Below are 25,042 nucleotides of genomic sequence, written 5' to 3' on the forward strand. Positions count from 1 at the left end.
GCGGAGCATCGGTGGTCATTGAAGGCGGTCGCCGACGCGGCCCGGGAACAGTTGCGGGGAGGCCAGAGCCAGATGTCACGCATGCGAATCCTGATCGCCGGGGCCGGCCTCGGCGGGTTGACCGCGGCGGCCTGTCTGCTGCGGCGCGGGCACGACGTGACGGTGTTCGAGCAGGCGCCGCAGCTGGGCGAGATCGGCGCGGGCATCCAGGTCAGCGCGAACGCGAACCGGGTCTTCGCCGAGATCGGCGTGGCGGAGCGGGTCGCGGAGGCCGGGGCGCTGCCGCGGGAGTACCGGTTCCGCACCTTCGACACGGGGGAGGTGCTGCAGACCATCCGCTTCGGCGCGGGGTACGAGGAGCGTTGGGGCGTACCCTACGTGTCCATCCACCGGGCCGACCTGCACGCCATCCTGGTGGACGCGGTGCGGGCGCTGCGGGGCGATGCGGTGCAGTTGAACCGGCGTGCGGCGGGGTTCGAGGAGGACGCGGAGGGCGTGACGCTGCGCTTCGCCGACGGGTCGACGGAACGCGGCGACCTCGTGATCGGGGCGGACGGGATCAAGTCGGCGATCCGGTCGCAGATCCTGGGGCATGCGGAGGCGGACTTCACGGGCGATTCCGTCTGGCGCGTCGTCGTGCCGAGCGAGCGGCTGGCGGCGGAGGACCGCACCGATTGCGTCGAGATCTTCGTGGGTCCCGGGAAGCACTGCGTCATCTACCCGCTGCGGCGGGGGAGCATCATCAACCTCGTCGCCTGCGTGGAGCAGGCGGGGTGGGACGACGAATCCTGGACGACGCGGCGGCCCTGGCAGGAAATGCGCGACGACTTCGTCGGCTGGAATCCGATGGTCAACGCGATCATCGAGGCGGCGCCGCGCGACGAGTGCTACCGCTGGGTGCTGAAGAACCGCAAGCCCGTCGAGAACTGGAGCACGTCGCGCGCGACGCTGCTGGGGGACGCGGCGCATCCGACGCTGCCCTACATGGCGCAGGGGTCGGCGATGGCGGTGGAGGATGCGGCGGTGCTGGCGCGGGCGCTGGACCAGGAGGAGAGCGTTCCCGCGGCGCTGCGGCTCTATCAGCGCAACCGCGTGGACCGCACGTCGCGGGTGGTGAACGAGTCCACGGCGAACCGGGCGCTGTTCCACATGGAGGACATGGCGGCTCTGCGGGCAGCCTTCGCCAAGCGCGACATCAGCGGGGAACGCAACACCTGGTTGTTCTCCTACGATGCGACGCGCGTGGAGCTGGTGTGACGTCGCGGCGCGTGACAGGCGCGACCGTTGCGGCATGGATCGGATCGTCCGGGGCGGCTTAGGCTCGGCTTCCGGGCGAATGCCGACGATCCCGTCGGGGGGCCGGGGGGTGATCGGCGATGTCGTCATGGTTCGTGCGGCTGGACCGCTACGGCGAGGTCCACATGGTCCGCGCGCAGGACAAGGTCATCAAGAACGGGGCAGACGTCTCGAACTCCTGCGGCATCGCCAGCATCATCATGGTCAACTTCAAGGTGAAGAAGCACCTGATCCTGCGGGGCTTCGCGGCGGGCTCGGCGGTCTCGGCGGTGCCGATCGTCGGGAGCTTCGCCGGGGCTCAGCTGGCCAAGGCAGGGATCGACGCGGCGGTGAAGACGGAGCCCGAGATCTACCAGATCTACGGGAAGGTCGTCGGGTCGATCTATGACGGCTCGACCTACACGAACTGCACGAAGCACCCGCCGGTCCTGCAGCAGCTGGGCCTCGGGGAATGGGAGGCCGTCTGGGTCGGGCCGGGCGGGATGTACGACGCCATCAAGGCGACGGTGGAGAAGGGCTATCCCTGCATCGTGCGCTGCGGCTGGAACAGCGGCGGCGGGCACTTCATGGTCGTGGACGGCGTGAACACCGAGGGCACGACGACGATCAGCGTCTGCGATCCCTGGGATGGCGAGCTGCGCATCGTCCGGGCCGCCAGCGGGCAGACGATCAACTACGATCCAGCGTCGGAATTCTCCTTCTCGGTCGGGGAGCGGCACGAGTACGACGCGCCCTCACCGGGCACGCTCAGCGGCTGGATCGTGCGGAACAAGGCGATCTGATCGCGCGGCGGGGCTTCAGCAGCGCTGCGCCATGAAGACGCGGGAGGGGGTGACGAATTCCTCCTGCGCGGCGACGGTCAGGATCTCCCGCGACTTCTCCTCGCTCGTGCGGCGGAGCAGGCCGAAGACGGAGGAGGCCGCGGCGGAGAGGGCGAGGCGGGAATCGTCCCAGCGCAGGCGGTGGAACAGGAAGAGCGCTGCGATGGCGTCGCCGGCGCCGTTGACGGAGATCGGCAGCTTCGGCGTGCGGACGCGCCAGTAGCGACCTTCCTCGCCGGCCATGAGGTCCACCGAATCCTCCGGCGTGTCGTCCACGTCGAGGGAGGTGACGAGGACGGTACGGGGGCCGCGGGACTGGAGCTCGGCGATGGCCTGCTTGGCGTCGTCGAGCGTCTTGATCTGGCGGCCGGTGAGCCATTCCAGTTCGAATTGGTTAGGGGTCAGGATGCCGGCCGCGGGCACGCAGCGGTCGCGCATGAATTCGGGGATGCCGGGGCGCACGAAGACGCCGCGGCCCACGTCGCCGATGACGGGGTCGCAGCACCACACCGCGTTCGGGTTGGCGGCGCGAACCTTCATGACGGCGTCCAGCACGGCCTCACCGATCGCGGCGTCGCCCATGTAGCCCGTCAGGATGGCGTCGCAGCGCGGGAGTGCGCCCCGTTCCTCGATGCCTGTGACCAGGTCGCGGATCAAGTCGGCGCCGAAGACCTGGCCGCGCCAGGCGCCGTAGCCCGTGTGGTTGGAGAACTGGACGGTGTTGACCGCCCAGACCTCGGCGCCGAGGCGTTGCAGGGGGAAGACGGCCGATGCGTTGCCGACGTGGCCGTAGGCAACCCAGGACTGGATGGAGAGGATGTTCACGCGGCCGTCCCTACGCGCAGCGGCCGCCGTCCACCGGCAGCAGGACGCCGGTGATGAAGGAGGAGCGGTCCTCGGCGAGCCAGACGCAGGCGTTGGCGATGTCGGCGGGAGTGGAGAACCGGCCGAGCGGGATGGTGGCGAGGAAGCGCTGGCGATTTTCCGGCGTGTCCTCGACGCCCATGAAGGCGCTGGTCAGGCCGGTGCCGCCGATGACGGGGCAGACGGCGTTCACGCGGACGTTGTCCTTCGCCCATTCCTGCGCGAGGGCCTGGGTAAAGACGTTCGCGGCGCCCTTCGTGCCGTTGTACCAGGTCAGGCCCGGGCGCGGCCGGAGGCCGGCGGTGGAGGAGACCGTGATGAACGAGCCGCCGCCACGGCGCTTGAGTTCGGGGTGGGCGCTCTTCGCCATGAGGAAGATGGACTTCACGTTGATCGCGAAGACGCGGTCGAAGTCGTCCTCCGTGACGTCGAGGGAGGGCTGGTTGCGGTAGGTCCAGCCCGCGTTGTTGACGACGACGTCGAGGCCGCCGAAGGCCGCGACGGTGCCGTCCACCATGGCCTGGATGTCGGCGGCCTTCGCGACGTCGCCGCCGAGGGCGGTGCCGCCGACTTCCCCTGCCACGCGCTTCGCGCCGTCCAGGTTGATGTCGCAGACCGCGACCTTCGCTCCCTCCGCGGCATACATCCGTGCGATCCCCTCCCCGAAGCCGGAGGCAGCGCCGGTGACGAGGGCGATCTTTCCTTGGAGGCGCATGGACGTGTCCCGTGGCGTGAGCGGATGCGCACTCTGGAAAGGGGGTCGGGGGCGGTCAACCGGACGCCGGCGCCGTGCGGCCATGCGCGGCGGCGGTGGGTTCCGTGCCGCTGGGTCACGCGCCGGGCCCGGACATTCGCGCGCGCGGAGGGCGCGCGGTGGATCGGTCGGGCCGCGCCGCGATCCGGCGCGGCCCCGCTACTCGTTGTTCGGGTTGCGGGCCGTCAGAGTCGTGGGATTGGCGTCGGAGACGGAGGAGTAGCGCCGCGACCAGCCGATCGTGCCATCGGGGTGGTAGGACAGGACGAGGCCTTCATAGGTGTCGAGCATCCCGAAGGGCACGGGGTTCGTCGTGCTGTACTGGCGCGACGACTGCAGCTCCGTGCCGACCACCAGGTAGCATTGCAGGGCGCGCGCGAGCCCGGAGCAGAAGCGATGCCCGTCGCCGTTGAGGTTCAGCGCCCCGATGAAGGCGCCGTCGCCCTCGGCGGCCGTGCCGGGACCGGTGATACGGGCCACGAGGCAGGCCCGGAGCCAGACCTTGTCCACGAGCCCGCGCCAGCGCTCGAACAGGCTGACCTGGGCGAGGCCGATGCCGGTGCCGAGTTGCAGGTAACCTGGCGCGCCGTGGCAGGAGATCACGATCTCCTTCAGTTTTCCGGCCGGCGCGCTGCGGGCCACCTGCGCCGTCCAGTCCACGATATGGTCGGGCGTGTCGGTGGGCTTGACCTTCCAGGTGTTCCACATCCGCACGTAGACGGGCGCGCGTTCGTCGTTCAGGCCCATGTGCGGGTACTGGATGGAGATCACCTCCGCCTCCTCTCCTCGTCTCGGCGGGGGCGAGCCTGGACCGGCAGGGGCATCGCGGGCGAGCACCATGATTTCGACGCCGCGCACAATAGGAGAGCGGGCCAGGGAGTCGTGCGTGGTCCTGGTTGCGCCGGGGGGCGCGGGCGGCTAGACGGCCCGGCTTGCACGCCCGGTCGGCATCGGGCGCGCCATCAGGAATCCCGACCCATGAAGCCCGACATCCACCCCGAGTACCACGAGATCAACATCGTCATGACCGACGGGACCACGTTCAAGACGCGGTCCTGCTACGGGCAGCCCGGCGACACGCTGCGGCTGGACATCGACCCGAAGTCGCACCCGGCCTGGACGGGCGTGCAGCGGCAGGTCAGCTCGGGCGGGCAGATCGCGAAGTTCAACAAGAAGTTCGCGGGGCTCGGGACGCGCAAGGCGGGCTGAGGCCCGGGCGCCTTTCGCCCAGCTTTTCAGAGGTTTGTGGGGCGGCCCGGGGGTCTTGAACCCGCCGGGCCGTTTTCATATCTGCTCGCCCGTCCACGGTGCCCGAACGGGGCCGTGGGCGCGGGCGGGACGCCCCGCACGGCCCGATCGGGCGTGCAACCGGGGGACCTTCATGGGGTCCGCCGGAACTGGGTCGGTTCCCTCCGCATCGGCAACGCCTGGACCTTGCTCTCGCAGGAGGTTTGACGTGAACGCAGTGGATTTCTCCCCTCTTTTCCGCACCGCCATCGGCTTCGACCGGCTGGCCCGCCTGATGGACACCGCCCGCGCGGCGGCCGAGGCGCCGGCCTATCCGCCCTACAACATCGAGCGGACGGCGGATGACGCCTACGTGCTGACCATGGCCGTCGCCGGCTTCGGTCAGGACGACATCGACATCACCGCGCAGGACAACGTCCTTCTCGTCTCCGGACGCGCGCCGAAGGCGCAGGAGGAAGGTCGCTTCCTGCATCGCGGCATCGCCGGCCGCGCCTTCGAGCGTCGCTTCGTGCTTGCCGACCACATCCGCGTGGAGGGTGCGCGGCTGGAGAACGGGCTGCTGCACGTGTCCCTCCGCCGCGAGGTGCCGGAGCAGCTGAAGCCGCGCCGCATCGAGATCGCGACGGCCGCGCCCTCTCTCAGCAATGGGGCGCCGCGCGCGATTGAGGGCGAGGTGTCGAACGACGCCGGTGTCCGCGGGGGCGAGCAGACCCAGGTGGCCTGATCGGCCGGGGTGTCTGAGCGGAACGGGGCCGGCGGAGCGATCCGCCGGCCCTTTTTCTTGCGCGGTCGGGCGCGGGTGGCCCCCGCGGGGCGCCGCGTACCCGGACTACCCCGCCCGTGGGTGGGTCCAAGATGGCGAGGCCCCACCGGGTGCTGCCGCCTCCACCACAGGCAGGTCGAGCCAGAACCGGCTCCCCTCCGCCTCCGCCTCCACCCCGCAGGCGCCGTCGAGGCGTTCCGCGATGCGGCGCACAACCGCCAGGCCGACACCGGTGCCGGGGTAGGCCTCGCGGCCGTGCAGGCGCTCGAAGGGGCGGAAGATGCGGGCGCGGTGCTCCGGCGGGATGCCGATGCCGCGGTCCTCGACCCAGAGGCGGATGCGGGCACCGGGGCGGGGCTCCGCGGCGATGCGGATCGCCGGCGGCTCGCCATCGTGGGTGAACTTCAGCGCGTTGGAGAGGAGGTTGCCGATCGCGATCTCCAGCGCGCCGGCATGGGCCCTGACGGTCGGCAGGGGGCGCGCGACCTCCACGCGGGCTTGGGCGGCCCGGATGGCCGCGTCCTGGGAGAGGAGGGCGGCGTCCACCGCGTCGGCCAGGGGAACGGGTTCGGGGTGCAGGTCCTGCCGGGCGAGGCGGGAGTAGCCGAGGATGTCTTCGATAAGGGCGTCCATGCGTTCCGCCGCGGCCTCGGCGCGGGCGAGGTAGTCGCGGTCCTCGGGGTCGAGGCGGTCGGCGGCGTCCTCCCGCACGGCGCCGACGAGGCCGCCGATCGCGCGGATCGGGGTGCGGAGGTCGTGGGAGATGGTGGCGGCGAAGGCCTCCAGTTCCTCGTTCGCCTCCTCGAGGTCGGCGGTGCGGTGGGCCACCTCGCGTTCCAACCGCTCGTTCTGCTCGGTGAGGTGGCGGACGTCGCGGCGGCGGAGGACCGTCACGACGCTGAGGCCCGCGGTGATGAGGGAGAGCAGGCCGCAGCCCATGGCGATCGCCGTGGCCTGGCGCGCCGCGGTCTCCTGCGCGCGGTTCCGGTCGGCGAGGATGGCGCGGGCGGCGCGATCGAACTCGGCGAAGCCGCGGCGGATTTCCTCGCTGAGGCGCTGGCCCTCGTCGGTACGGACGACGGCGAGCGCGTCTTCGGGGGAGGATTCGCGCAGCCTGACAGTGTGGGCCAGCTCGGCGAGCTTGGCCTCGATCAGCGGGCGCAGGGCGCGAAGGCGCTCGGCCTGCGCGGGAAGCATGACCCTGTTCTCCAGGTCGGAGAGGTCGGTCCCGAGGCGCGCCGTGGCCTCGCGATAGGGGCGGAGGTAGCGCTCCTCCCCGGTCAGGAGGTAGCCGCGCTGGCCTGTCTCCGCGTCGATGACGTCGCCGACGACGGCGCGGGACTGGTCGAGGACGGCCGCGGTCACGCTGACAAGGCGGCGTGTCTCGGCGAGGCGGTCGAGGTTGTGGACGAGGAGGACGCCGCCGGCGATCAGGAGAAGGAGGGTGGCGAGCGCGGCCAGGCCGGACAGGGTGGAGAGGTCCTGGCTCCAGCGCTTCCAGTCGGGTCGGCGGGTTGCGGTCAGGGGAAGGGTTGGGGTCGGGGTCAGGGTCACCGTCCGGGGTTCCTTCGGGCCACGGCCTCCGCCTCGTAGCCCCGGCACGTAACCCAAGACGGCGAGGCAAGTTTTGCGGCGATGCGCATCCTGATTTGCGACGATGATCCGGACTTCCGCACGCTGGCGCACCGGCAGGTCCGGCGGGAGTTCCTGGAGGACGAGGTGGTAGAGGTCGGCGATCCGGCAGGGCTCGCGGACGCGCTGTCGGCCGAGCCGGCGCCGGGGTTGCTCGTCTCGGACTACAGCCTGAAATGGGGGGACGGGTTCGACGTGCTGGCGGCGGTGCGGGCGCGCGCGCCGGACTGTCCCGCGGTGATGTTCACGGGCACGGGGGACGAGGAGTTGGCCGTGCGCGCCATCAAGGCGGGGTTCGACGACTACGTCGTGAAGTCCCCGAAGCAGCTGCGACGGCTGGCTGCGGCGTGCCGTGCCGCGGTGGAGCGGACGGAGACGCGGGAGCGGCTGCGGCGGCACGGAGAACTGCTGACGCACGAGTTGTACCACCGGCTGCACAACAACCTGCAGCTGGTGATCGGGCTCATTTCCTTCACCGCGCGGTCGCTGTCGGATCCGGAGGCACGGGCGCGGCTGGGGGACCTGGCGCTGCGGGTCGGGTCGCTGTCGCGGCTGCAGGAGCGGCTGTACCGGGGCGGCAACCTGCGGGAGATCGACTTCGCGGCCTATCTCCGGGAACTGGCCGATGACCTCGCGACCCTCGGCGACGGCCGGGTGGCGGTGGAGATACGGACGGGGGATGGTGTGCTGCCGGTGGACGTCGCCGTGCCGCTGGGGCTGGTGGCGAACGAGCTGATGACGAACGCCCTGAAGCATGCCTTCCCGGAGGGCCGGGGCGGGCGCGTTACCGTCGGGCTGCGGATCGCAAGTGGGGAGTTGGAGTTGGAGGTGCGCGACGACGGCGTCGGGATCGCGACGGGGGCGGCTTCGGGGGCGCCTTTGGGCACGGGCTCGGGCAGCGGCATCGTCGAGCGCCTGGTCGCGCAGATGCGCGGGCGGCTGGACGTTTCGCTTGGGGTGGAGGGCGGGACGCGGTGCCTGGTGACCGTGCCGCGTGAGGCGCCGTCGTGAGGGTTCTGGTCGTGGAGGACGAGTTCCTCATCGCCGACTACCTCGCGATGCTCGTCGAGGAGGCGGGGCACGAGGTGGCGGGGATCGCGGCGACGGCGCGGGAGGCGTTGGCCATCCTGGATTCCGGGGTGCGGGTGGATGTCGCGTCGCTCGACGTGCGGATCCCCGGGGGGATGGACGGGATCGAGTTGGGCGAGGCGCTGCGGGCGCGGGGCGGGCCGCCCTTCCTGTTCGTGACGGGGTCGGGGGAGCCGGCGACGCGGCGGCGCTGCGAGGCACTGGCGCCGCTGGCGATCCTGCAGAAGCCGGTGAACCCGCCGGCGCTGATCGAGGCGCTGGGGCGGGCAGGAGGCTGAGGGCGCGCCGCGGCGGGCCCGGCGGGGCGTGGCCGTCCCGGCCTACCGCCGCCGCGACGGCCCCGGCAGCGCCGGGCGCAGGACGCGCCACTGGACGGCGACTTGGACGAGCCCGCCGAGGAGCATGGCGCCGGGCGCTGAGCCCGGCGGGAGGGTGAGGAGCAGCGCGGGCATGGCGATGGCGCAGACGGCGGCCGCGGCGATGTCGGCCCAGGCCGACGCCCGCAGCCGCCCCAGCGCCTGCGCCGTCACGCCGCCCGCGAGGACGAGGCAGGAGACCGCCATGTTCGCCGTCCAGAGGAGGACGGTCCATTCCAGGCCCGGGAAGCGGCCGCCGTAGACGTGGCGGGAGACGAAAGGCCAGGCCGCGGCAACGAGGCAGCCCAGGGCGAAGGTCGCCGCCGCCGGGGCGAGGGCGCCGATTGCCACGATCCGCAGGAAGGCGCGCCCGTCCCCCCTGCCCCGCGCCGATGCCAGTGTCACGCGGGCCGCCGCCGCCCAGGAGCCCGCGAGGAGCGTGGCGGGCCGCAGCAGCGTCTGGGCGGCCGCGACGGCGGCCAGCGCCGAGGTCCCCGCCATGGCGGGGACGAGGAAGATGTGCAGGCGGGTCGAGACCTCGCCGGCCATGCCGCCGATGAGGGGCCAGGGCGAGCGCCGCAGCAGGACGCGCCACCGGCGCCGGGTGGAGCGGTCGGCGCGGGCCCAGCTTCCGCGCGCGAGCCGGTGTTGCGTCCAGGCGCCGGCCAGGCCCTGCGCGATGCCCTGGAACAGCATGACCTCCCCCGCCGTGACGCCGACGCCGGCGGCGTAGCCGACGGCGAGGCCGATGACGGTGGCGGCGAAGACGACGGTCGAGACGACGGCGGCCCAGCCGAGGCGGCCGCGGGAGGCCGCGAGGACGCGGGCCTGAAGGCCGAGGAGGGTGCCGGGGACGAAGACGATCGCCTCGGGGATGGAGAGGGGCGGCCGCAGCGACAGGACGGCGACCGCGGTCAGGATGGCGGCGAGAACGACGAGGGCCGAGCCGGCGGAGAGGATGGCGCGCTCCGTCCCGCCGCGGCCGGCGGGTCCGGCGGGGAGGCGATGCAGATGGACCGTCGTCAGCGCGGCGGCGGCGGTGCCGAGGACGAGGACGGCGTTGGACCAGAAGACCCAGGCCCCGAAGGCTTCCTCTGTGCCGAGGCGGATGAGGGAGAGGGCGACGACGAGGGAGAGGAGGGCGGTGAGGCCCTGGTCGGCGAAGGCCAGGGCGTAGCGCCCGACGGTCGTGATCACGGACCCCCGGTCCCGCCATGGGGCCCGCGAGGTGCCGAAGGATGGGCCTCGCGGCGCGCACGCCAGGCGAGGCGGAGGAGTGGCAGGAAGTCGCCGGCGTAGCGACGGCCGAGGCGGCCGGGCTCGGTCCAGGCGCGGTGGAGCCATTCGAGGCCGGCGCGCTGCATGGCCTCCGGGGCGCGCTGCGTGAGGCCGGTGGCGAAGAGGAGGGAGGAGCCGACGGCGAGGCCGGTGCCGGTCGCGCCGCCGCGCCGCGCGATGGCGGCGAGGAGGCGTTCGGAGCGCGGGGCGCCGGTCGCGACGAAGGTGAGGCGCGCGGGGTGGTCGAGGACGAAGCGGATGGCAGCGTCCCAGGCCTGCGGGTCGTTCGCGTAGCCCATGGGCGGGTCGTGGATGGCGACGCGGGAGAGGCCGAAGCGTTCGCGCAGGCGTTCGCCGAGGCCTTCGCCGCCGCCGACGACCGTGACGGCGTCGTCGGGGCGGAGGTGGTCGCGGAGGAGACGGAGGGTGACGTCGCTGCCGGCGGCGACGGGGATGTCACCGCCGACCGCCCAGCGGTGCAGGCGGGCAAGGATCCGGCTGTCGTTCAGGCGGAGCCAGGCCGCATCCTGGGCGGCGCGGAGGCCGGTGGACGGGTCTTCCGCAAGGAGGAGGATCTGTGCGTTGATCGTGACGACGGTGGCGAAAGGTGCCGCCGGGTCGCGTGCGGCGATGAGTGCCGCGGCCTTCGCCGCATCCACCGGGGCGACCGGGGTGCGGCCGAGCAGCGCGACCTCCTCCACGGCGAGGGCGGGCACGGCGACGGCGGGCACGGCTAGAGCAGGCCGCCCGGCGTGTTCTGGTTGATGGCGTAGGAGAAGGAGCGGTTGAACGGGATGATGCGCGTCAACTGCTCGACGAAGAGGCCGACCTCGGCGATGCGGGTGCGCGGGACGAAGACGATGTCGCCGGCGGTGAGCGGGACGTCGGCACCGAGGGAGCGGCCGGAGAGGAAGGCCTGCAGGTTCACGGTGCGGAGCATCGGGCGATCGTCGGGGGAGCGGCGGATCAGGACGATCTGGTCCATGCGGGCGCCGTCCTCGAGACCGCCGGCGAGCGCCACGACCTCGGCGATGCCGCGACGTCCCGCGAGCGGATAGGCGCCGGCCCGGCGGACTTGGCCGCCGACGAAGGCGACGGCGGAGCCGACTTCCTCAAGCCCCACGGTGACGATGGGGTTCGTCAGGGTGCGTCGCGCCGCCCGCTCGACGATGCGGGCGGCTTCTTCCGTACGGCGGCCCGCGATGTCCACGTTGCCGGCCACCCGGAGGGCGATGGTGCCGTCGGGGGCGATGAGGCTCGTCTCACTGACCTCGGGCGTGAGGAGGAACTGGACGCGGACGCGGTCGCCGGGGCCGAGGCGGTAGGGGGCGGGGGTGTCGGTCCAGGTGGCGAAGCCCTCGGGCATGCGCTCCTCGACGCGGATGGACTGCGTCGTGCCGAAATTGTCGGTGCCGGAGGCGCAGGCGCCCAGCGTGAGCGCCGCGAGGAGCGCGCGCCGGCGCATCAGGCGACGAGGCGGGCGAGCGCGGGGGGACGATCCGGCGCTCCCCGTTCATCACGAAGCCGACGAGGCGACCGCCGGCGGACAGGACGGCGTCGCGGGCGCGGCGGGCGACGGAGACGTCGGTCTTCTCGGCGCGGAGGACGAGGACGTTGGCGTCCATCAGCGCGGTCAGGCGGCGCATGGCGTAGTCCGCCGCGCCGTCGGTGGGCGCGACGAGGACGACGACGTCGAGCTCGCGGCGGAGGCGGTCGAGGAGGGCGATCGTCCGCTCGATGCCCGTATGCGGGTTGCCGAGGAGGCTCTTGCGGGCGGCGAAGGCGATCCAGAGCGTCGGGAGCACCGTGTTGAAGGCGAGGATGTTGTCGGGGTCCGCGCCGTCGTGGACCGGGTGGGAACCCATGGCGGCGAGGTGGGCGCGGCCGTCGGTCTCGAGGTCCACCAGCAGCGTCCGGAGGTTGCGTTCGCGCGCGATCTCCGCGGCGACGGCAAGGGCGATGGCGGAGCGGCCGTCATTCTCCGCGGTCGCGACGAACTGGACGAGGGAGAGCCGTTCGCCGGAGGAGCGGGCATCGAGGATGAGGGCGGCGAGGTCGGTGAGCTGCGGGTGGCGGCGGCCGGCTTCGGGCATGGCACCCGGCGCGATGGAGGCGAGGCCGGGGAGGCCGAGGCCGCGGGAGGCTTCGTCGGTGGTGGCGAGGGAGCGGCGGAAGAGGGTCAGCAGGATCGCGGCGGAGGTAGCCGCGATGAGCCCGCCGACCACGCCGGCGGCGACGATGGAGGGGCGGAGGTCGCGGGGTTCGGCCGCGGCGACGGGGGCTTGGGCGACGGCGACGGTGGGGGAGCGGCTGCGGCGCGCGTCCTCCGAGATGCGGGCGCCGGTCTCGCGGCCCGCGATGCTGCGGAAGGAGGTTTCCATCGCGTCGCGGCGACGGCCGAGGTCACGGAGCACCGTCTCGGCGCGGAGGAGGGATTCGGCGCGGGTGGCGGCCTCGGCGCGCTGCTCCTCGAGCTCGGCCATCTGGCGGCCCATCGCGTCGGCTTCGACTTCGAGCGTCGCGATGCGGAGGGTCAGCTGCTCGACGGCAGGGTTGCGGACCTCGCGCACCGTCTCGAAGCGCGTGCGGGCGTTGACGGCGATGCTCTGGCGGAGTGTCGCGATGCGGGTGTCGAGTTCGCGCAGCGGCGGCCAGTCCGCGGAGTATTGCTGGGAGACGCGCTGACGTTCGAGGGTGAGGCGCGTGAGTTCGTTCCGCGCGTCATCGTTGGGGGAAAGGTTCGTCGTCTCGGAGGCCGCGACGACGCGCGGCGGATAGGCGGCGAGGCGGTTGCGCGCGGCGGAGAGCTGCGCGTCGGTGGAGGCCTTGCGCTCGCGCAGGCCATCGATGCGCGTCGTCACGCTGTCGCGGCGGGCGTTGGCGATGGAGATGTCCTGCGGCAGGTCGAGGATGCGGTTGGCGGAGCGGATGGCCGCGATCTCCTCGTCCAGCGCGCGGAGGTCGGTCGCCATGCGGTCGGTTTCGACGGAGAGGACGCGGGCGTCGCCGGGGGCGAAGACCTCGGCGCGATGAGCCATATAGGCGGCGAAGACGGCATTCAGCGCGGCCAGCGACCGTTCGGCGTCGGGCAGCGCCGCGCTGACGCGCACGATGTTGGACGTGGCGGAGATGGTGCCGGTGAGGGCGCGGCGGAGGCGCTGGGCGCCGAGCGGCAGCCATTCCTCCGGCGGCGCCGGGGGAGCAGGCCGAAGAGGCGGGGTTCGCCGAGGCCAGGGAAGATGCGACCGGGTCCGGCGGCGGCGAGGGCGCGTCGCAGCACGGCGTCGGACATCATGAGTTCGTATTCGGACTGCACGACCTTCGGCATTTCCACCGAGACGACCGTTGGGCCGGTGCCCGTGAGGTCGGAGGCGCCGGTGGCCTCGCGGCTGACCTGGACGAGGAGGAGGCCCTCGGCGGGCCAGCGCGGCGAGAGGACGAGCGCGGCGGCGACGGAGAGGGCGATCGGGGCGAGGAAGGCCGCGAGGACGAGCCAGCGGCGCAGGAACACCGTGGTGAGGACGTCGCGGAGCGCGATTCCCGGGGCGGGATCGGCGACGGGCGGACGCGGCACGGGCGGGCGCGCCGAGGCGATGGCGAGGGCCCCTCCCCGGCCACGGTCCTCGGCGGGACGGGCTTCGCTCACGGCCGGTCGCGTCGGGGGTTGGGAGGCATCGCTACCCTGTGTAGGTGAGGGGCCGGCGCGCTGTCCATCGCGCCGTCGCGCCGATCAATGCGCGTTGCGACCGCCGAGGCAGACGAGAACTGTGCGGAAGAGGATTTTCAGGTCGAGCAGCAGCGTCCATTCCTGGACGTAGCGGATGTCGAGCTCGATGCCGCGCCGCGCTGCCTCGACCGTGTCGATGCGGCCGCGGATGCCGTTGACCTGGGCGAGGCCGGTGAGGCCGGGCTTCACGCGATAGCGGATCGCGTAGTCGCGGACGGCGCGCTTGAAGTCGTCGGCGCCGACCTGCATGCCCTGGACGTAGGGGCGCGGGCCGACGAGGGACATGTCGCCGCGCAGGACGTTGAGGAGCTGCGGCAGCTCGTCGAGGTGGAAGCGGCGCAGGATGCGGCCGATGCGGGTGACGCGGGGGTCCCGGCGGACGACGCCGATCGTCGGGTCGTGCTGGACGGCGGTCATCGTGCGGAACTTGAAGATGGTGAAATCCTGGCCGTTGAAGCCTTCCCGCCGCTGCCGGAAGAGGACCGGGCCCGGGCTGTCGAGCCGGATCGCGAGGGCGCAGAGCAGCATGACCGGCGCGGCGGCGATGAGGAGAAGGGTGGCGAGGACGTAGTCCTCCGCCATCTTCACGAGGACGGCGCCGTCCTGGAGTGGCTGGCGCATGACCTCCAGCGCCTGCTGGCCCGCCATGGGACGGACGCGGGCGGCGCGGAGGTTGAACGTGTCGGGGTCGAGCGGGACCATGATGTCGGCCGCGATCCACTGCACCTCCTGCATCGTCGCGAAGATCTGCATCGCGCGGGACCAGGGCAGGCAGATGACGATGAGGTCGACGCGTTCGTGGCGCGCGGCCTCGCAGAGGTCGGCGACGGAGCCGATGAGGGCGTGGCCCAGGACATTCGGCGCGACGCGGGTGCCGCGGCGGTCGTCGAAGACGCCGATGATGTTGACGGGGTTGGGTTCGTCGTCGCGGGTGAGGGTCTCGACCACGCTCTCCGCGATGTCGGTGGCGCCGATGATGGCGACCTGGCGGCGGAGGGTGCCGGTGGTGAGGCCGCGCTCGACCGCCACGCGGAGGACGGCGCGGGCGGCGAGGGTTGCGGCGAGGAGCAGGGCGGCCCAGCCGAGGATCGGGCCGCGCTCCGCCCAGCCCGCACCGTCGAGAAGTTCCACGGCGAGGAGCAGGGCGCCGCCGAGGAGCGCAAGGGCGGTCACGGCGTCCCGCGCGGCGAGGGCGAGGCGCCGGTAGCGGAGCAGGCGGTATGCGCCGGCGGTGCGGAGCGCGAAGACCCAGGCCAGGGGAAGGACGAGTGTCGCGGCGACGAGGGCGCCGTCGCGCGGAAGGAGGCGGTCGAAGGGAAAGAGTGCCTGGACAACGAGGAGGGCAAGTGCGCAGAGCAGGCCGTCGCCGATCTGGACGACGACATCCAGGAGGCCGGAGTGCCAGCGCAAGAGGCCGACGCCCGGGCGGGCCGGACGCGTCGTCAGCGGGGGCGCGACGAGGTTCACCGCCTGTCCACCATCCATGGCTCGGGACATCTCCGTCCAAATCCTTCGACAAAGTAACCGAATTTAAGTCGATTTCCAAGCCGAAAGGGTTTCCTAGGCGGAAGAGTTACGTCCGCGGCACGGTTCGGGAAGGTGAGTCCTGTCGAAGACGGCGATAGACGTCGCGCAGGGTGAGGCGGCGCCATGGGTGGATCAGGCGGCACCGACCGCGAGGACAGCGTCGCGGCGGGAGCCGGGCGTCGTGGCGAGACGGTCGGTGGACGGCGGGCGCGGGTATCGGGCGCGACCTGACCTCGGCGGTCGCGGCGCCGGGGAGTGTCCTTGGCGCAGTCGCCGGGGGCGGGTGACGGGCGGAGGAAGGCCGGGCGCAGCAGCGCCCTCGCGGCCGCGCCCGTGCCTCGGCTCGCGGTGGACCCCACCAAGACCCTGACCCCTTCGTTACGGAAGAGCGGCATCATAAAGGATACGGCGGCGCGGTCCATGACGCGTCCGTGACGTCGCGAGGCATGGGACAGGGGGGATGCGACGGATGTCGGGTGTTGTGCTCGTTCTCGGGGCGGGGGCTTCATCGGGAGGCACGTCGTCGCGGCGCTGCAGCGCGCGGGGATCGAGGCGCTGGCCGGGGTGCGGCGCGCGGGGAGCGGTCCGGCGGAGGTGGCGGCGCGGGTCGTGGACGCGACCGATGCGGGGTCGCTGCGCGCGGCGCTGGAGGGGGTCGGGGCCGTGGTGAACGCGGTGGCGGGCGACCCCGCGACGATGGCGCGGGCGACCGAGGCCGTGCTGGCGGCGGCGGCGCCGCGGCGGGTGGTGCACCTGTCGTCCATGGCCGTTTACGGGCCGGCGACGGGCGTGGTGGCGGAGGACGCGCCGTTGGCGCCGGAGGGGGATTACGGGGAGAGCAAGGCGGCCTCCGACCGCGCGGTGCTGGCGCATGTCGGGCGGGGGGGGACGCGGTGATCCTGCGGCCGGGCTGCGTGCACGGGCCGGGGTCGGAGGGCTGGACGGCGCGGACGGCGCGCCTGCTGCGGGCGGGGCGGCTGGGGGATCTGGGGGCTTCGGGGGACGGGGCGTGCAATCTGACCTACGCGCCGGACCTGGCGGCGGCAGTGGTCGCGGCGTTGCGGGCGGAGGGCGCTCGGGGCGGGGTGTTCAACGTCTCGGACCCGGAGCCGGGGACGTGGAACGCGTATTTCCGGGACCTGGCCATCGCGATCGGGGCGACCCCGGTGCGCCGCCTGCCGGGGTGGCGGGTGCGGGCGGAGGGTCTGGCGGCCTACCCGCTGAAGGTGGGGGAGTTCCTCGGGCGGAAGGCGGGGGTGCGGACGCCGGATGCGGTGCCCCCTTCCCTGCTGCGCCTGTTCGCGCAGGAGATCGTGCTGGACCACCGGCGGGCCGATGCGGGGCTGGGGTTCGCTCGGACGCCGCCGGCGGAGGCGCTTCGGGAGGCGGCAGGGTGGTTCCTGCGGGCGGGGTGAGCCAGCGGGCCCGCGATGCCGGCCGGGCCTCGTCGCCCGTTGCGCGCCTCCGCGGCGCGGTCAGGCGCCGCGTGATGCGCCGGCGGCTTCCCCCGAGGCGCCCGAAGCGACGTTGGGAGGCGCGGTTCCGGCGTCGCGCCTGAGGTGGTCGGCGAGCCGCAGGGACAGCGCGACGATGGTGAGCGTGGGGTTCGCCTGGCCGGAGGTGGGGAAGACGGCGCCGCCGGCGATCCAGAGGTTGTTCAGGCCGTGCACCTTCAGGTCCGGGTCTACGACGCCCGTGCGCGGGGAGTGCGCCATGCGGGCTGTGCCGAGGTGGTGGCCGCCATAGGCCCCCTCGCGGAGGACGTCGTGCGCGACCTGCTCCGGGGTCCAGTCCAGGTGGCCGCGGCCCCAGGTGGCGATGTCCTCGGCGAGGAGGCGGAAGGTCGTCGTCGCGGTGCGCAGGTCGGTGTCCGTGTGGCGCCAGTCCACGTGCAGGCGCGGCAGGCCGAGCGCGTCGCGGTCGCGGCCGAGGGTGATGCGGCTGGCGGGGTTGGGCTCCTGCTCCCCGTGGTAGTCGAGCGAGAAGACGTTGCCGGGCGGGCGGACGATCACCGAGGGGAACTTGCGGGCCGCCAGTTTGCGCTTGAGCAGCATGTTCGCGGCGAAGGCGACGGCGGAGAACGGGTCGCGCGCCACGTTCGCGAGGTGCGCGAGGTGATGGCGCAGGCCGCCGCCGCGGGTCGCGAGGCGCTTCCTGTACTCGTAGGGCAGAAGGAAGCGAGCGAAGTAGAGGCCCGACAGGACGCCGCTGCCGTGCGAGGGGTCGGGGATGTGCGGGAAGTGCAGGCGGAGGACGGCGTTGCCCGTGCCGTGCCGTTCCTGCGCGGCGTCGGTGAGGCGGAGGCGACGGCGGAGGTAAGTGCCGTCCTCCGCGACCTCGTAGCCGTTGGTGACGAAGCCGCGAGGGACGGCGAGGCGCAGGCGGCCGGAGGTGCCGGCGACGTGCGCCATGTAGTGGCGTCCCACGAGGTCGCGGGCGTTCCCGATGCCGTTCGCGTGGACGCTGCGTGACGCCAGCAGGAGGCGCGGGGTCTCGAGGCCGCCGAGGGCGAGGACGACGCGCGTCGCCGCGACGGTGAGGCGGCGCGTGTCGAGGGTGCGGAGGGTGAGGGATTCGACGGTGCTGCCGCCCGCGTCGGTGACGATGTCCGTGACGTTGGCGCCGAGGAGGACGCGGACGGATTCGCTGCGCGCCAGGCGGTGGGCGTAGCGTGCCGCGAAGTTCGTGGGGAGGGAGAAGCGCTCGATGCCGTCCGCGTCGAAGTGGGGCGGGGCGAAGCCGGCGACGAGCGGGCGCATGCCGCCGGGGACGGCGCTGCGCGCGTCGTAGTCGAAGGCGCCGGCCTCGCAGATGGCGTTCGCGGCGGGGTAGTACGGGGCGATGTCGTCCGGGGCGATGGGCCAGCCGGAGCCGGCGATCCAGTCGCGGCGGGCGAAGTCGATCGGGTCCAGCGGGATGCAGCGGCCGCCCCAGAGCGTCGTCGAGCCGCCGAAGCGGCGGACGCGGTAGGTATCGGTCGGCGGATGCAGCGCGGCGTCGGCGACGGTGCCGGCGTAGAGGGATTGGGTCACGGCGTCGGGGCGGGCGCGGCCGGATTCAAGGACGAGGACGCGCAAGGGGGAGTAGAGGAACTGCAGGGCGATCGCGATGCCCGCGGCGCCGGCGCCGACGATGCAGAGGTCGGCGTCCAGGCGGGACTCGTGCTCGAGTGTTGACGCGTCAGTGATCATGGGCGGGAGGAAGGCGCGGTGATGCGGCGGCGCGCAAGGGGGCCGGCAAGAGCTTGGCAGCGTCGCCGCCGCGCGCCGGGGAGAGGGGGCGACGGCCCTGTGACCCTGGCCGGGCCGGCCGCCGGCCCGTGGCGAGGCGTGCCGGGGGATGCGGCGCGAGGGTTCGGGAGGCCCCTGCCCTGCCGGCGAGGGCGCCCGCGATCGCGGTCAGGGCAGCGGCAGGTCGAGCGGTTCCGGCGCGTGGCCGGCCAGCGCGAGGATCCGGAGCAGGTCGGCGGGGGCGAGGGCCGTCGTCGCGGTATTGGTGAGGGGGTGGACGTTCACCGGGGCGTCGCCGGACATGAGGCGGCGGTCCATCACCGCCCTCACCTCCCCCGGGTTCGCGTTGACGAGGGCGAGCGGGGTGACGGAGCCCGGGGCGACCGCGAGGACGCGCTGGAGGTCCTCGGCCGAGGCCATGGAGACGCGTCCCATGCCAAGTTGACGCGCGAGCGCGTTGATGGAGAGGGGCGTTTCCTCCTCGACCGTGACCAGCAGGAAGGGGCCCGGGTTCTTCGGGCGGAGGAAGAGGTTGCGGACGTGCCAGCCGGGGAGCGTGCCGCGCAAAGCCTGGCTTTCCGCGACGGTATGCAGCGGCGGGTGGCGGTGGGTGACGTGGGGGATGCCGAGGGATTCGAGGCGGGCGAGGAGGGATTCGGGGGTCTCGGGCATGGGGGCGGTGTGCGGGCGGCGCGGGCGGGTGGCAACGGCGTGCTTCCGGCGGTTCGGGTGGGTTGCCAGGGTCGGAGCGTCGTGCGATATGCGCCGCCCGCAGGGAGCGCGGGCGTAGCTCAGGGGTAGAGCACGACCTTGCCAAGGTCGGGGTCGAGGGTTCGAATCCCTTCGCCCGCTCCAACCGCCGACAAGCCGAACGTTCTCCGCCTCGGTTGCGGGCCTGCAAAGGCCCATGTTTTCGCGACGTTTTTCTGCGGACCTTGATGGCGCGATCGCCGTACGCGGCGCCATTTCTCTCTCCCATGCCTCTCCCGTCTCCGGACCTTGAGGATTGGGCCATGTTCCCCTCAAGGTTTAGCGTATTGTAATCACGACGCTCTTTGCCTGCAGGCCGGTCGAAAGTTCGTAATCGCGACGCTCGGGCGATTGCGGTTTTCAAACCCAACCGACGCTCCGACCCCCAAGCTCTGGCTACCGCCAAGTGGCCTTCGCTCGCTCCTGCGCCGGCTTGGCCCTTCACCCACCCGATTACGAGGCAGCCCCATGGCAAACCTTCCGCCCCTTCCTCCCGCTGGCCGCGCTCCCCAGGGAGGCAAGAAGGCCACTGGCGGTAAGCCAAACCCGAAGGACGCGCGTGCCGAGGCCGGCCGCGGCACCACCGGGAAGTCTGGCGGCGTCAGCAAGTCTACCCAGAGCGGGCGTAGTGGGGGCGACCGCTAGAACTCCCGGAGCTCGGCCCAAGCCTGCGGCCTAAGCGCGACCGCCGGTGCCGCAGGGGGATCAGCGCAGCGCGAGGTCGGCGATGTAGCCGTCCAGGCTGTGGAACTCGGTCGCAGCCTCACGCAGTTCCCGGCCGACATGGGACCAGTACAGCACCGTGACCGAGAAGCCGTCCGACACGGGTTGGCTCACGACCGGCTCGTAATCGCTGTCCCCGGCCACGAGGGTGATCCGATCCCGCGCCGGAGCAGCATACCGGTAGGCGTCCCGGCACATCCGGGTCACGACGCTTGTGTCGACGCGCTTCTCCTTGCCTGAGAAGCCCCGTTCGACCGTGACGACCTCGAAGGTTGCGGCCGTGGCATGTCGCCACGGCCCGTCACTCCCGTCTTTGGTGCTGCCGAACATCACTGCCCTGATCGGGCCCGGGACCTGCTGGAGCAGGTTCATCAAGCGGTAGAGATCGAGTCGGTAGTCGAAGTCGATCAGTCGTCGCTGCTGGGCGTCGAACAGGTCGTGAGCCATGCCCCTCGCGACGGCGCTAACCCTCTGTCCCTCAATGAACAGATTGCTACTGTGGATGTAGGCGAGGTGGGTCAGAGGAAGTCTCCAGGGCACGCCTGTTTCTAAGCCGGCCTGCTGTGGCCGCCGCTCGAGCATGCAACTAGATTGACGCATGACCCGACGCCACGTCCTGGGCCATATGGCGCGAGCCGGATAAGCGTTGCGCCAAGTGGCAGCACCGTCCACCCCGACGGAGGCGCTGGCCGGCCTCGTCGAGCGGGTCACCTTCCACAACGCCGAGAACGGCTTCTGCGTGCTCCGCGTGAAGGCGCGCGGGCACCGCGACCTCGTGACGGTCGTAGGCCACGCTGCCGCGATCACGGCCGGCGAGTGGGTCCAGCTCGCCGGCACCTGGACGCAGGACCGGGTACACGGGCCGCAGTTCCGGGCCTCGTTCCTCAAGGCGAGCCCGCCGACCACGCTCGAGGGCATCGAGCGCTACCTCGGCTCAGGGATGATCCGCGGCATCGGGCCGGTCTACGCGAAAAAGCTCGTCGTTGCCTTCGGCGAGCGCGTCTTCGACGTCGTCGAGGCCGAGCCGGGACGGCTGAGGGACGTCGCGGGCATCGGGCCCAAGCGGGCCGCGCGGATCGTCGCGGGCTGGGCGGACCAGAAGGTGATCCGCGAGATCATGCTGTTTCTCCACGCCCACGGGGTCGGCACCTCCCGGGCCGTGCGGATCTTCAAGACCTACGGCGCCGACGCAGTCCGGCTCATCACGGAGAACCCCTATCGGCTCGCCCGCGACATCCGGGGCATCGGCTTCAGGACGGCGGACCTCGTCGCGAGCAAGCTCGGCATTGAGCCCACCGCGATGATCCGGGTCCGGGCGGGCATCTCCTTCGCCCTCGCCGAGGCCATCGGCGAGGGCCACTGCGGGCTGCCCGTGGCGGAGCTAACCTCGCAGACGGCGGCGCTGATCGAGGTGCCCCCGGCGCTGATCGAGACGGCGCTGGAGGAGGAACTCGCCGGCGGGGCGGTGGTGGCAGACACCCTCGAGGGCGAGCGCTGCATCTTCCTCGTCGGCCTGCACCGGGCGGAGGCGGACATCGCGGGGCGGCTCCTCGCGCTCGCCAGGGGTCCCCTCCCCTGGGCCGCGATCGACGCCGAGCGGGCCATCCCCTGGGTCGAGGGCAGGACGGGCGTGACCCTCGCCCCGAGCCAGCGTGACGCCCTCTATCTCGCCCTGCGGTCCAAGGTGCTCGTGGTCACCGGCGGCCCGGGCGTCGGCAAGACGACCCTCGTCAACTCGGTCCTGCGGGTACTGCGGGCCAAGGACGTCGCGGTCGCACTCTGCGCGCCCACGGGCCGGGCGGCCAAGCGCCTGTCCGAGAGCACGGGGCTGGAGGCCACGACGATCCACCGTCTGCTCGAGACCGACCCGAAGACGGGCGGCTTCAAGCGCGACGAGGCAAACCCGCTGGCCCCCGACCTCCTCGTCGTCGACGAGACCTCCATGGTGGACGTGCCTCTCATGCGCGCCCTCCTTCGGGCGCTGCCGGACCGGGCTGCCCTCCTGCTGGTGGGCGACGTCGACTAGCTGCCCTCCGTCGGGCCGGGGCAGGTCCTCGCCGACGTCATCGCCTCCGGGGCACTCTCCGTCGTGCGCCTGACCGAGGTGTTCCGCCAGGCGGCCGAGAGCGGGATCATCACGGCTGCCCACCGGATCAAAGGGGGGCAGCTGCCCGACCTCACGCCGCGCGAGGGCTCGGACTTCTACTTCGTCGACGCCGCCGAGCCGGAGGAGGCCGCCGCGAAGGTGCTCGCGGTCATCCGCGACCGCATCCCCGCCCGCTTCGGGCTCGACCCGGTCCGCGACGTCCAGGTGCTCTGCCCCATGAACCGGGGCGCGGCCGGTGCACGGGCGCTGAACGCCCTCCTCCAGTCCGCCCTGAACCCGCCGGGCGAGCAGAAGGTCGAGCGCTTCGGCTGGACCTTCGGGCCGGGCGACAAGGTGATGCAGGTCGCCAACGACCACGAGCGCGAGGTCTACAACGGCGACCTCGGGGTCGTGGTGCGAGTGGATGAGGAGGAGGGCGAGCTCACCGCCCGCTTCGACAGTCGGGAGGTGGCCTACGGCTTCGGCGAACTGGACGAACTCGTGCTCGCTTACGCCACCACGATCCACAAGGCACAGGGGTCGGAGTACCCGGCCGTCGTCATCCCGCTCGTCACGGGGCACTACGCCATGCTCGCGCGCAACCTCCTCTACACCGGCCTCACCCGGGCCAAGCGCCTCGTCGTGCTCGTCGGACAGCGACGGGCGCTCGCCATCGCGGTCCGCAACAGGAACGCACGCCGCAGGTGGTCGAAGCTGCGCGAGTGGCTCGAGGGCGTTGGGCGAGCCTGACGTGCAACCAGCGCCCAGGTCGCACGGCGGGAGTTGGCTGTGAGCGGCCGGGCAAACTTCGCGAGCTGGCTGTGCGAGAGCGGACGTTCGCCGTCTGCGACGCGCACAGGTGAGGCCCACACCTTGCAGGCTTTCGCACTCTGGGCCTCCTTCAGGAGATCGCATTATGGAGCGACACGGACATGTCGGAAATTGTACTTCGGAACACCAATAATATACCCGAAAGTGTAATTGCAGTAGTTCTGATGATTGCTGCAGTATCTGGCGTAGAGAAGATCTGGGTGTTCGGGTCTCGGGCCGTAGGTGATCACAGTAGTCGGTCCGACGTTGACCTCGCCGTTTCGGCACCCAGCCTCACAAGATTGGAGCTAATTTCCATTCGGGATAGGGCCGGTCAGGCGCAAACGCTTTACAAAGTTGGAATTTCACTGCTAGAAGGGATGCCACAAGCCTTACGCGATCGCGTCCTTCAACTCGGAAGTCTGATTTATGAGCGCTCGGAAGCTTGCTGACAGTCTTAAGAACCTAGATAAGGTGGTCGCAAACTTAGAGCGCGCCCTCACGATACCCCGAGACCGTGAGTTGGTGTTCGAGGGTACAGTACAGCGATTTGAAACCACAATCGAGCTAATGTGGAAAACGTTGAAGCGTGCGCTGGAATACGAAGGCCTTCACCCAAAGTCACCGCGCGAGAGCCTGAAAGAAGCTTTTCAGGTTGGCTGGCTGCACGATGAGCGACTTTGGCTAGATATGCTCGAACAGAGAAACAGCACATCACATGTTTACTTGGCAGAAGAACTTCTGGAAGAAAATTACAATGATATCGTAAAGGTAACTCCGACACTTCGAGCGACCCTGGATTTTCTGATGGCACGTTATCGCGATGTGATCGAGGGTACCTGATTGCAGCCTTCCCTAACCAGACAGCATGCAGCCGACGTTGCGCTCCCAAGCTGTTCTTCACTAGCGATGAACGACCGGTCTCCGCCCTAGCCTTTACCAACGCGATCCGAGCAATCATCATAACCGGCGCAGAGCAGTTCGACTGGCGCACCAGCTCATCTTGACTTGGCTACGCGCCGGCCGTTTAGACTGTACTCAATGCGCAAGCACCGTCCATCGCTGGCCTGCAACTATGGCCTCAAGCCACGATGAGGAGGGATTTTTTTCTTTATATGCTCAACGACGACGAGTTCGAAGGGCTCGCCGTCCACATGGCGACCCACCTGCTCGGGAACGGTGTTGCTCCCTTCGCGCCGGGAAAGGATGGTGGCCGCGACGGAAAGTTTCATGGCACAGCCGAGCGCTTCCCCAGCACGGCAAGCCCGCTGATTGGCCATGTTGTATTGCAGGCAAAGCATGTGAATGCACCTGACAAGTCATGCTCTGATAAAGATTTTGCGCGACTCATCAAGAAAGAGCACGCCAAGATAAAACTTCTTATTAAGGCCGGCATCTGCGATCACTATATTGTATTTACAAATCGGAAATATACGGGCGGCGCAGATGTGCGGCTTGTCAAGGATCTTCTGGCGCTTGGACTGAAGAGCGCGCATATACTCGGCACAGAGTATATCCATAAACTCCTCGAGCAGCAGGCTGCGCTTCAAAAGCATTTGCCAACGCGACAAGATGCATCGCCTTTTCGCTTTGATCCAGGCGAGCTGATCGAAGTTATTCATGCATTTCATGATTATACGAGCACAGGCAGCGTGGCAGCTTTCTCAAGCGCTTATGACTTCGAGTCGATTAAAATCAAGGACAAGAACGATATAAATGGTTTGAGCGAACACTATTTTGAGCAGGTCATTAAGGCGGACTCCATCCCGCACTTCCAGCAAATCAAGGACTTCCTCGCAAATCCCCGCAATCGCGAGTTCGCCAATCTCTACGCGGATGCGGCCGGCGAGCTCAAACAGAAGATCCTTATTCATCGCGCTGAGTTCTCCAATTTTGACCATGTGTTCGGATTCCTGTATGAGGAAGTTCAGGAGCGGCGCGAGGGCCTGCGTGGTCGCCGCCGCTTAGTAAGCATCCTTTTACATTATATGTATTTTCACTGTGATATTGGCTCCAAGACCGTAGAAGCAGAACCGGAGGTTGCCGATGCTGACGCCTAGGAAGCATCTCGACCTAGACTCTTCGCTA

At 70.8% G+C, this 25,042-nt stretch carries 24 protein-coding genes, 1 tRNA gene and 1 pseudogene; 13 read left to right on the forward strand and 13 right to left on the reverse strand.

Translation table 11 applies throughout. From position 1 onward, the window contains the following. Nucleotides 1–72 precede the first annotated feature (72 nt). Both ACE7GA_RS00765 and ACE7GA_RS00770 read left to right on the forward strand, forming a co-directional pair. Nucleotides 73–1,257 carry an FAD-dependent monooxygenase gene (locus tag ACE7GA_RS00765; protein WP_376094248.1) on the forward strand — a complete coding sequence of 395 codons (1,185 nt, stop codon included), beginning with the start codon at nucleotides 73–75 and terminating at the stop codon, nucleotides 1,255–1,257. A gap of 119 nt (nucleotides 1,258–1,376) precedes the next feature. Next, nucleotides 1,377–2,078, forward strand: coding sequence for a hypothetical protein (locus ACE7GA_RS00770; protein ID WP_376094251.1), 702 nt, complete (start codon nucleotides 1,377–1,379; stop codon nucleotides 2,076–2,078). Between the two features lie 15 nt (nucleotides 2,079–2,093). On the opposite strand, the gene pdxY is transcribed toward ACE7GA_RS00770, so the two are convergent. The 3 genes from pdxY to ACE7GA_RS00785 form a co-directional block, all read right to left on the reverse strand. Beyond that, entirely contained in the window at nucleotides 2,094–2,942 is an 849-nt protein-coding gene (gene pdxY / locus ACE7GA_RS00775; protein WP_376094254.1) for a pyridoxal kinase PdxY, read from the reverse strand. Nucleotides 2,943–2,952: 10 nt separating this feature from the next. Next, entirely contained in the window at nucleotides 2,953–3,696 is a 744-nt protein-coding gene (locus ACE7GA_RS00780) for a glucose 1-dehydrogenase (RefSeq protein ID WP_376094257.1), read from the reverse strand. Between the two features lie 198 nt (nucleotides 3,697–3,894). Further along, nucleotides 3,895–4,506 carry a hypothetical protein gene (locus ACE7GA_RS00785; RefSeq protein ID WP_376094260.1) on the reverse strand — a complete coding sequence of 204 codons (612 nt, stop codon included), beginning with the start codon at nucleotides 4,504–4,506 and terminating at the stop codon, nucleotides 3,895–3,897. Between the two features lie 207 nt (nucleotides 4,507–4,713). On the opposite strand from ACE7GA_RS00785, the gene rpmE reads away from it, so the two are divergent. Then, nucleotides 4,714–4,944, forward strand: coding sequence for a 50S ribosomal protein L31 (gene rpmE, locus ACE7GA_RS00790; protein ID WP_376094263.1), 231 nt, complete (start codon nucleotides 4,714–4,716; stop codon nucleotides 4,942–4,944). A 247-nt stretch (nucleotides 4,945–5,191) separates the two neighbouring features. Then, nucleotides 5,192–5,707: an Hsp20 family protein gene (locus tag ACE7GA_RS00795; RefSeq protein WP_376094266.1), complete on the forward strand. Its 516-nt coding sequence runs from the start codon at nucleotides 5,192–5,194 to the stop codon at nucleotides 5,705–5,707. Nucleotides 5,708–5,812: 105 nt separating this feature from the next. On the opposite strand, the gene ACE7GA_RS00800 is transcribed toward ACE7GA_RS00795, so the two are convergent. Beyond that, nucleotides 5,813–7,300 carry a CHASE3 domain-containing protein gene (locus ACE7GA_RS00800; protein WP_376094268.1) on the reverse strand — a complete coding sequence of 496 codons (1,488 nt, stop codon included), beginning with the start codon at nucleotides 7,298–7,300 and terminating at the stop codon, nucleotides 5,813–5,815. Between the two features lie 81 nt (nucleotides 7,301–7,381). Here ACE7GA_RS00800 and ACE7GA_RS00805 point away from each other — a divergent pair, with 81 nt between their 5' ends. Then, a complete protein-coding gene (locus tag ACE7GA_RS00805; RefSeq protein ID WP_376094271.1) occupies nucleotides 7,382–8,389 on the forward strand; it encodes a histidine kinase dimerization/phosphoacceptor domain -containing protein in 1,008 nt (335 codons plus the stop codon). Next, nucleotides 8,386–8,745, forward strand: a complete 360-nt coding sequence (locus ACE7GA_RS00810; RefSeq protein WP_376094274.1) for a response regulator — start codon at nucleotides 8,386–8,388, stop codon at nucleotides 8,743–8,745. The genes ACE7GA_RS00805 and ACE7GA_RS00810 overlap by 4 nt, the downstream gene beginning before the upstream one ends. A gap of 42 nt (nucleotides 8,746–8,787) precedes the next feature. On the opposite strand, the gene ACE7GA_RS00815 is transcribed toward ACE7GA_RS00810, so the two are convergent. From ACE7GA_RS00815 to ACE7GA_RS00840, 6 genes are all read right to left on the reverse strand, one after another. Continuing rightward, nucleotides 8,788–10,020, reverse strand: coding sequence for a hypothetical protein (locus ACE7GA_RS00815; RefSeq protein WP_376094282.1), 1,233 nt, complete (start codon nucleotides 10,018–10,020; stop codon nucleotides 8,788–8,790). Further along, nucleotides 10,017–10,832 (reverse strand): WecB/TagA/CpsF family glycosyltransferase, encoded by an 816-nt coding sequence (locus ACE7GA_RS00820; protein ID WP_376094285.1) that lies wholly within the window; start codon nucleotides 10,830–10,832, stop codon nucleotides 10,017–10,019. The genes ACE7GA_RS00815 and ACE7GA_RS00820 overlap by 4 nt, the downstream gene beginning before the upstream one ends. A 2-nt stretch (nucleotides 10,833–10,834) precedes the next feature. Beyond that, a complete protein-coding gene (locus ACE7GA_RS00825) occupies nucleotides 10,835–11,467 on the reverse strand; it encodes a polysaccharide biosynthesis/export family protein (RefSeq protein ID WP_376094288.1) in 633 nt (210 codons plus the stop codon). Next, nucleotides 11,364–13,211, reverse strand: coding sequence for a hypothetical protein (locus tag ACE7GA_RS00830; RefSeq protein ID WP_376094291.1), 1,848 nt, complete (start codon nucleotides 13,209–13,211; stop codon nucleotides 11,364–11,366). Before ACE7GA_RS00830 ends, ACE7GA_RS00825 begins: the two co-directional genes overlap by 104 nt. Then, nucleotides 13,160–13,747, reverse strand: coding sequence for a Wzz/FepE/Etk N-terminal domain-containing protein (locus ACE7GA_RS00835; RefSeq protein WP_376094294.1), 588 nt, complete (start codon nucleotides 13,745–13,747; stop codon nucleotides 13,160–13,162). The genes ACE7GA_RS00830 and ACE7GA_RS00835 overlap by 52 nt, the downstream gene beginning before the upstream one ends. 84 nt (nucleotides 13,748–13,831) lie before the next feature. Next, the gene (locus ACE7GA_RS00840) at nucleotides 13,832–15,325 is read right to left on the reverse strand and encodes an exopolysaccharide biosynthesis polyprenyl glycosylphosphotransferase (RefSeq protein WP_376094297.1); all 1,494 of its coding nucleotides are present in this window, start codon (nucleotides 15,323–15,325) and stop codon (nucleotides 13,832–13,834) included. A 537-nt stretch (nucleotides 15,326–15,862) separates the two neighbouring features. On the opposite strand from ACE7GA_RS00840, the gene ACE7GA_RS00845 reads away from it, so the two are divergent. Both ACE7GA_RS00845 and ACE7GA_RS00850 read left to right on the forward strand, forming a co-directional pair. Then, nucleotides 15,863–16,252 (forward strand): NAD-dependent epimerase/dehydratase family protein, encoded by a 390-nt coding sequence (locus ACE7GA_RS00845; RefSeq protein WP_376100552.1) that lies wholly within the window; start codon nucleotides 15,863–15,865, stop codon nucleotides 16,250–16,252. Continuing rightward, nucleotides 16,249–16,770 (forward strand): hypothetical protein, encoded by a 522-nt coding sequence (locus tag ACE7GA_RS00850; RefSeq protein WP_376094300.1) that lies wholly within the window; start codon nucleotides 16,249–16,251, stop codon nucleotides 16,768–16,770. Before ACE7GA_RS00845 ends, ACE7GA_RS00850 begins: the two co-directional genes overlap by 4 nt. Nucleotides 16,771–16,830: 60 nt before the next feature. Here ACE7GA_RS00850 and ACE7GA_RS00855 read toward each other — a convergent pair whose 3' ends face one another. Both ACE7GA_RS00855 and ACE7GA_RS00860 read right to left on the reverse strand, forming a co-directional pair. Further along, the gene (locus ACE7GA_RS00855) at nucleotides 16,831–18,546 is read right to left on the reverse strand and encodes a GMC oxidoreductase (protein ID WP_376094303.1); all 1,716 of its coding nucleotides are present in this window, start codon (nucleotides 18,544–18,546) and stop codon (nucleotides 16,831–16,833) included. A 207-nt stretch (nucleotides 18,547–18,753) separates the two neighbouring features. Further along, a complete protein-coding gene (locus ACE7GA_RS00860; protein WP_376094306.1) occupies nucleotides 18,754–19,257 on the reverse strand; it encodes a prolyl-tRNA synthetase associated domain-containing protein in 504 nt (167 codons plus the stop codon). Between the two features lie 108 nt (nucleotides 19,258–19,365). Between ACE7GA_RS00860 and ACE7GA_RS00865 the strand changes: the two genes are divergently transcribed. Then, nucleotides 19,366–19,440, forward strand: a tRNA-Gly gene (locus ACE7GA_RS00865). 600 nt (nucleotides 19,441–20,040) lie between these two features. Here ACE7GA_RS00865 and ACE7GA_RS00870 read toward each other — a convergent pair. Further along, nucleotides 20,041–20,505, reverse strand: coding sequence for an NYN domain-containing protein (locus tag ACE7GA_RS00870; protein ID WP_376094309.1), 465 nt, complete (start codon nucleotides 20,503–20,505; stop codon nucleotides 20,041–20,043). Nucleotides 20,506–20,704: 199 nt separating this feature from the next. Here ACE7GA_RS00870 and ACE7GA_RS00875 point away from each other — a divergent pair. From ACE7GA_RS00875 to ACE7GA_RS00890, 4 genes and pseudogenes are all read left to right on the forward strand, one after another. Beyond that, nucleotides 20,705–22,894: pseudogene (locus tag ACE7GA_RS00875) on the forward strand (ATP-dependent RecD-like DNA helicase). 245 nt (nucleotides 22,895–23,139) lie between these two features. After that, on the forward strand, nucleotides 23,140–23,406 hold the full coding sequence (locus ACE7GA_RS00880; RefSeq protein ID WP_376100554.1) for a nucleotidyltransferase domain-containing protein: 267 nt from the start codon (nucleotides 23,140–23,142) through the stop codon (nucleotides 23,404–23,406). Next, nucleotides 23,384–23,797: an HI0074 family nucleotidyltransferase substrate-binding subunit gene (locus ACE7GA_RS00885; protein WP_376094312.1), complete on the forward strand. Its 414-nt coding sequence runs from the start codon at nucleotides 23,384–23,386 to the stop codon at nucleotides 23,795–23,797. Before ACE7GA_RS00880 ends, ACE7GA_RS00885 begins: the two co-directional genes overlap by 23 nt. Nucleotides 23,798–24,069: 272 nt before the next feature. Further along, entirely contained in the window at nucleotides 24,070–25,014 is a 945-nt protein-coding gene (locus ACE7GA_RS00890) for an ABC-three component system protein (protein ID WP_376094315.1), read from the forward strand. Nucleotides 25,015–25,042 lie beyond the last annotated feature (28 nt).

Origin of the sequence: Roseomonas sp. CCTCC AB2023176 (genome assembly GCF_042259275.1) — a bacterium.
GTDB lineage: Bacteria > Pseudomonadota > Alphaproteobacteria > Acetobacterales > Acetobacteraceae > Roseomonas.

Coding starts and splice junctions, on each gene's coding strand:
- ACE7GA_RS00805 (WP_376094271.1), top strand. CDS start 7,382: ATGCGCATCCTGATTTGCGACGATGATCCGGACTTCCGCACGCTGGCG.
- ACE7GA_RS00860 (WP_376094306.1), bottom strand. CDS start 19,257: ATGCCCGAGACCCCCGAATCCCTCCTCGCCCGCCTCGAATCCCTCGGC.
- ACE7GA_RS00880 (WP_376100554.1), top strand. CDS start 23,140: ATGATTGCTGCAGTATCTGGCGTAGAGAAGATCTGGGTGTTCGGGTCT.
- ACE7GA_RS00840 (WP_376094297.1), bottom strand. CDS start 15,325: ATGTCCCGAGCCATGGATGGTGGACAGGCGGTGAACCTCGTCGCGCCC.
- ACE7GA_RS00770 (WP_376094251.1), top strand. CDS start 1,377: ATGTCGTCATGGTTCGTGCGGCTGGACCGCTACGGCGAGGTCCACATG.
- ACE7GA_RS00885 (WP_376094312.1), top strand. CDS start 23,384: ATGAGCGCTCGGAAGCTTGCTGACAGTCTTAAGAACCTAGATAAGGTG.
- ACE7GA_RS00780 (WP_376094257.1), bottom strand. CDS start 3,696: ATGCGCCTCCAAGGAAAGATCGCCCTCGTCACCGGCGCTGCCTCCGGC.
- rpmE (WP_376094263.1), top strand. CDS start 4,714: ATGAAGCCCGACATCCACCCCGAGTACCACGAGATCAACATCGTCATG.
- ACE7GA_RS00855 (WP_376094303.1), bottom strand. CDS start 18,546: ATGATCACTGACGCGTCAACACTCGAGCACGAGTCCCGCCTGGACGCC.
- ACE7GA_RS00825 (WP_376094288.1), bottom strand. CDS start 11,467: ATGCCCGAGGGCTTCGCCACCTGGACCGACACCCCCGCCCCCTACCGC.
- ACE7GA_RS00765 (WP_376094248.1), top strand. CDS start 73: ATGTCACGCATGCGAATCCTGATCGCCGGGGCCGGCCTCGGCGGGTTG.
- ACE7GA_RS00890 (WP_376094315.1), top strand. CDS start 24,070: ATGCTCAACGACGACGAGTTCGAAGGGCTCGCCGTCCACATGGCGACC.
- ACE7GA_RS00870 (WP_376094309.1), bottom strand. CDS start 20,505: ATGGCTCACGACCTGTTCGACGCCCAGCAGCGACGACTGATCGACTTC.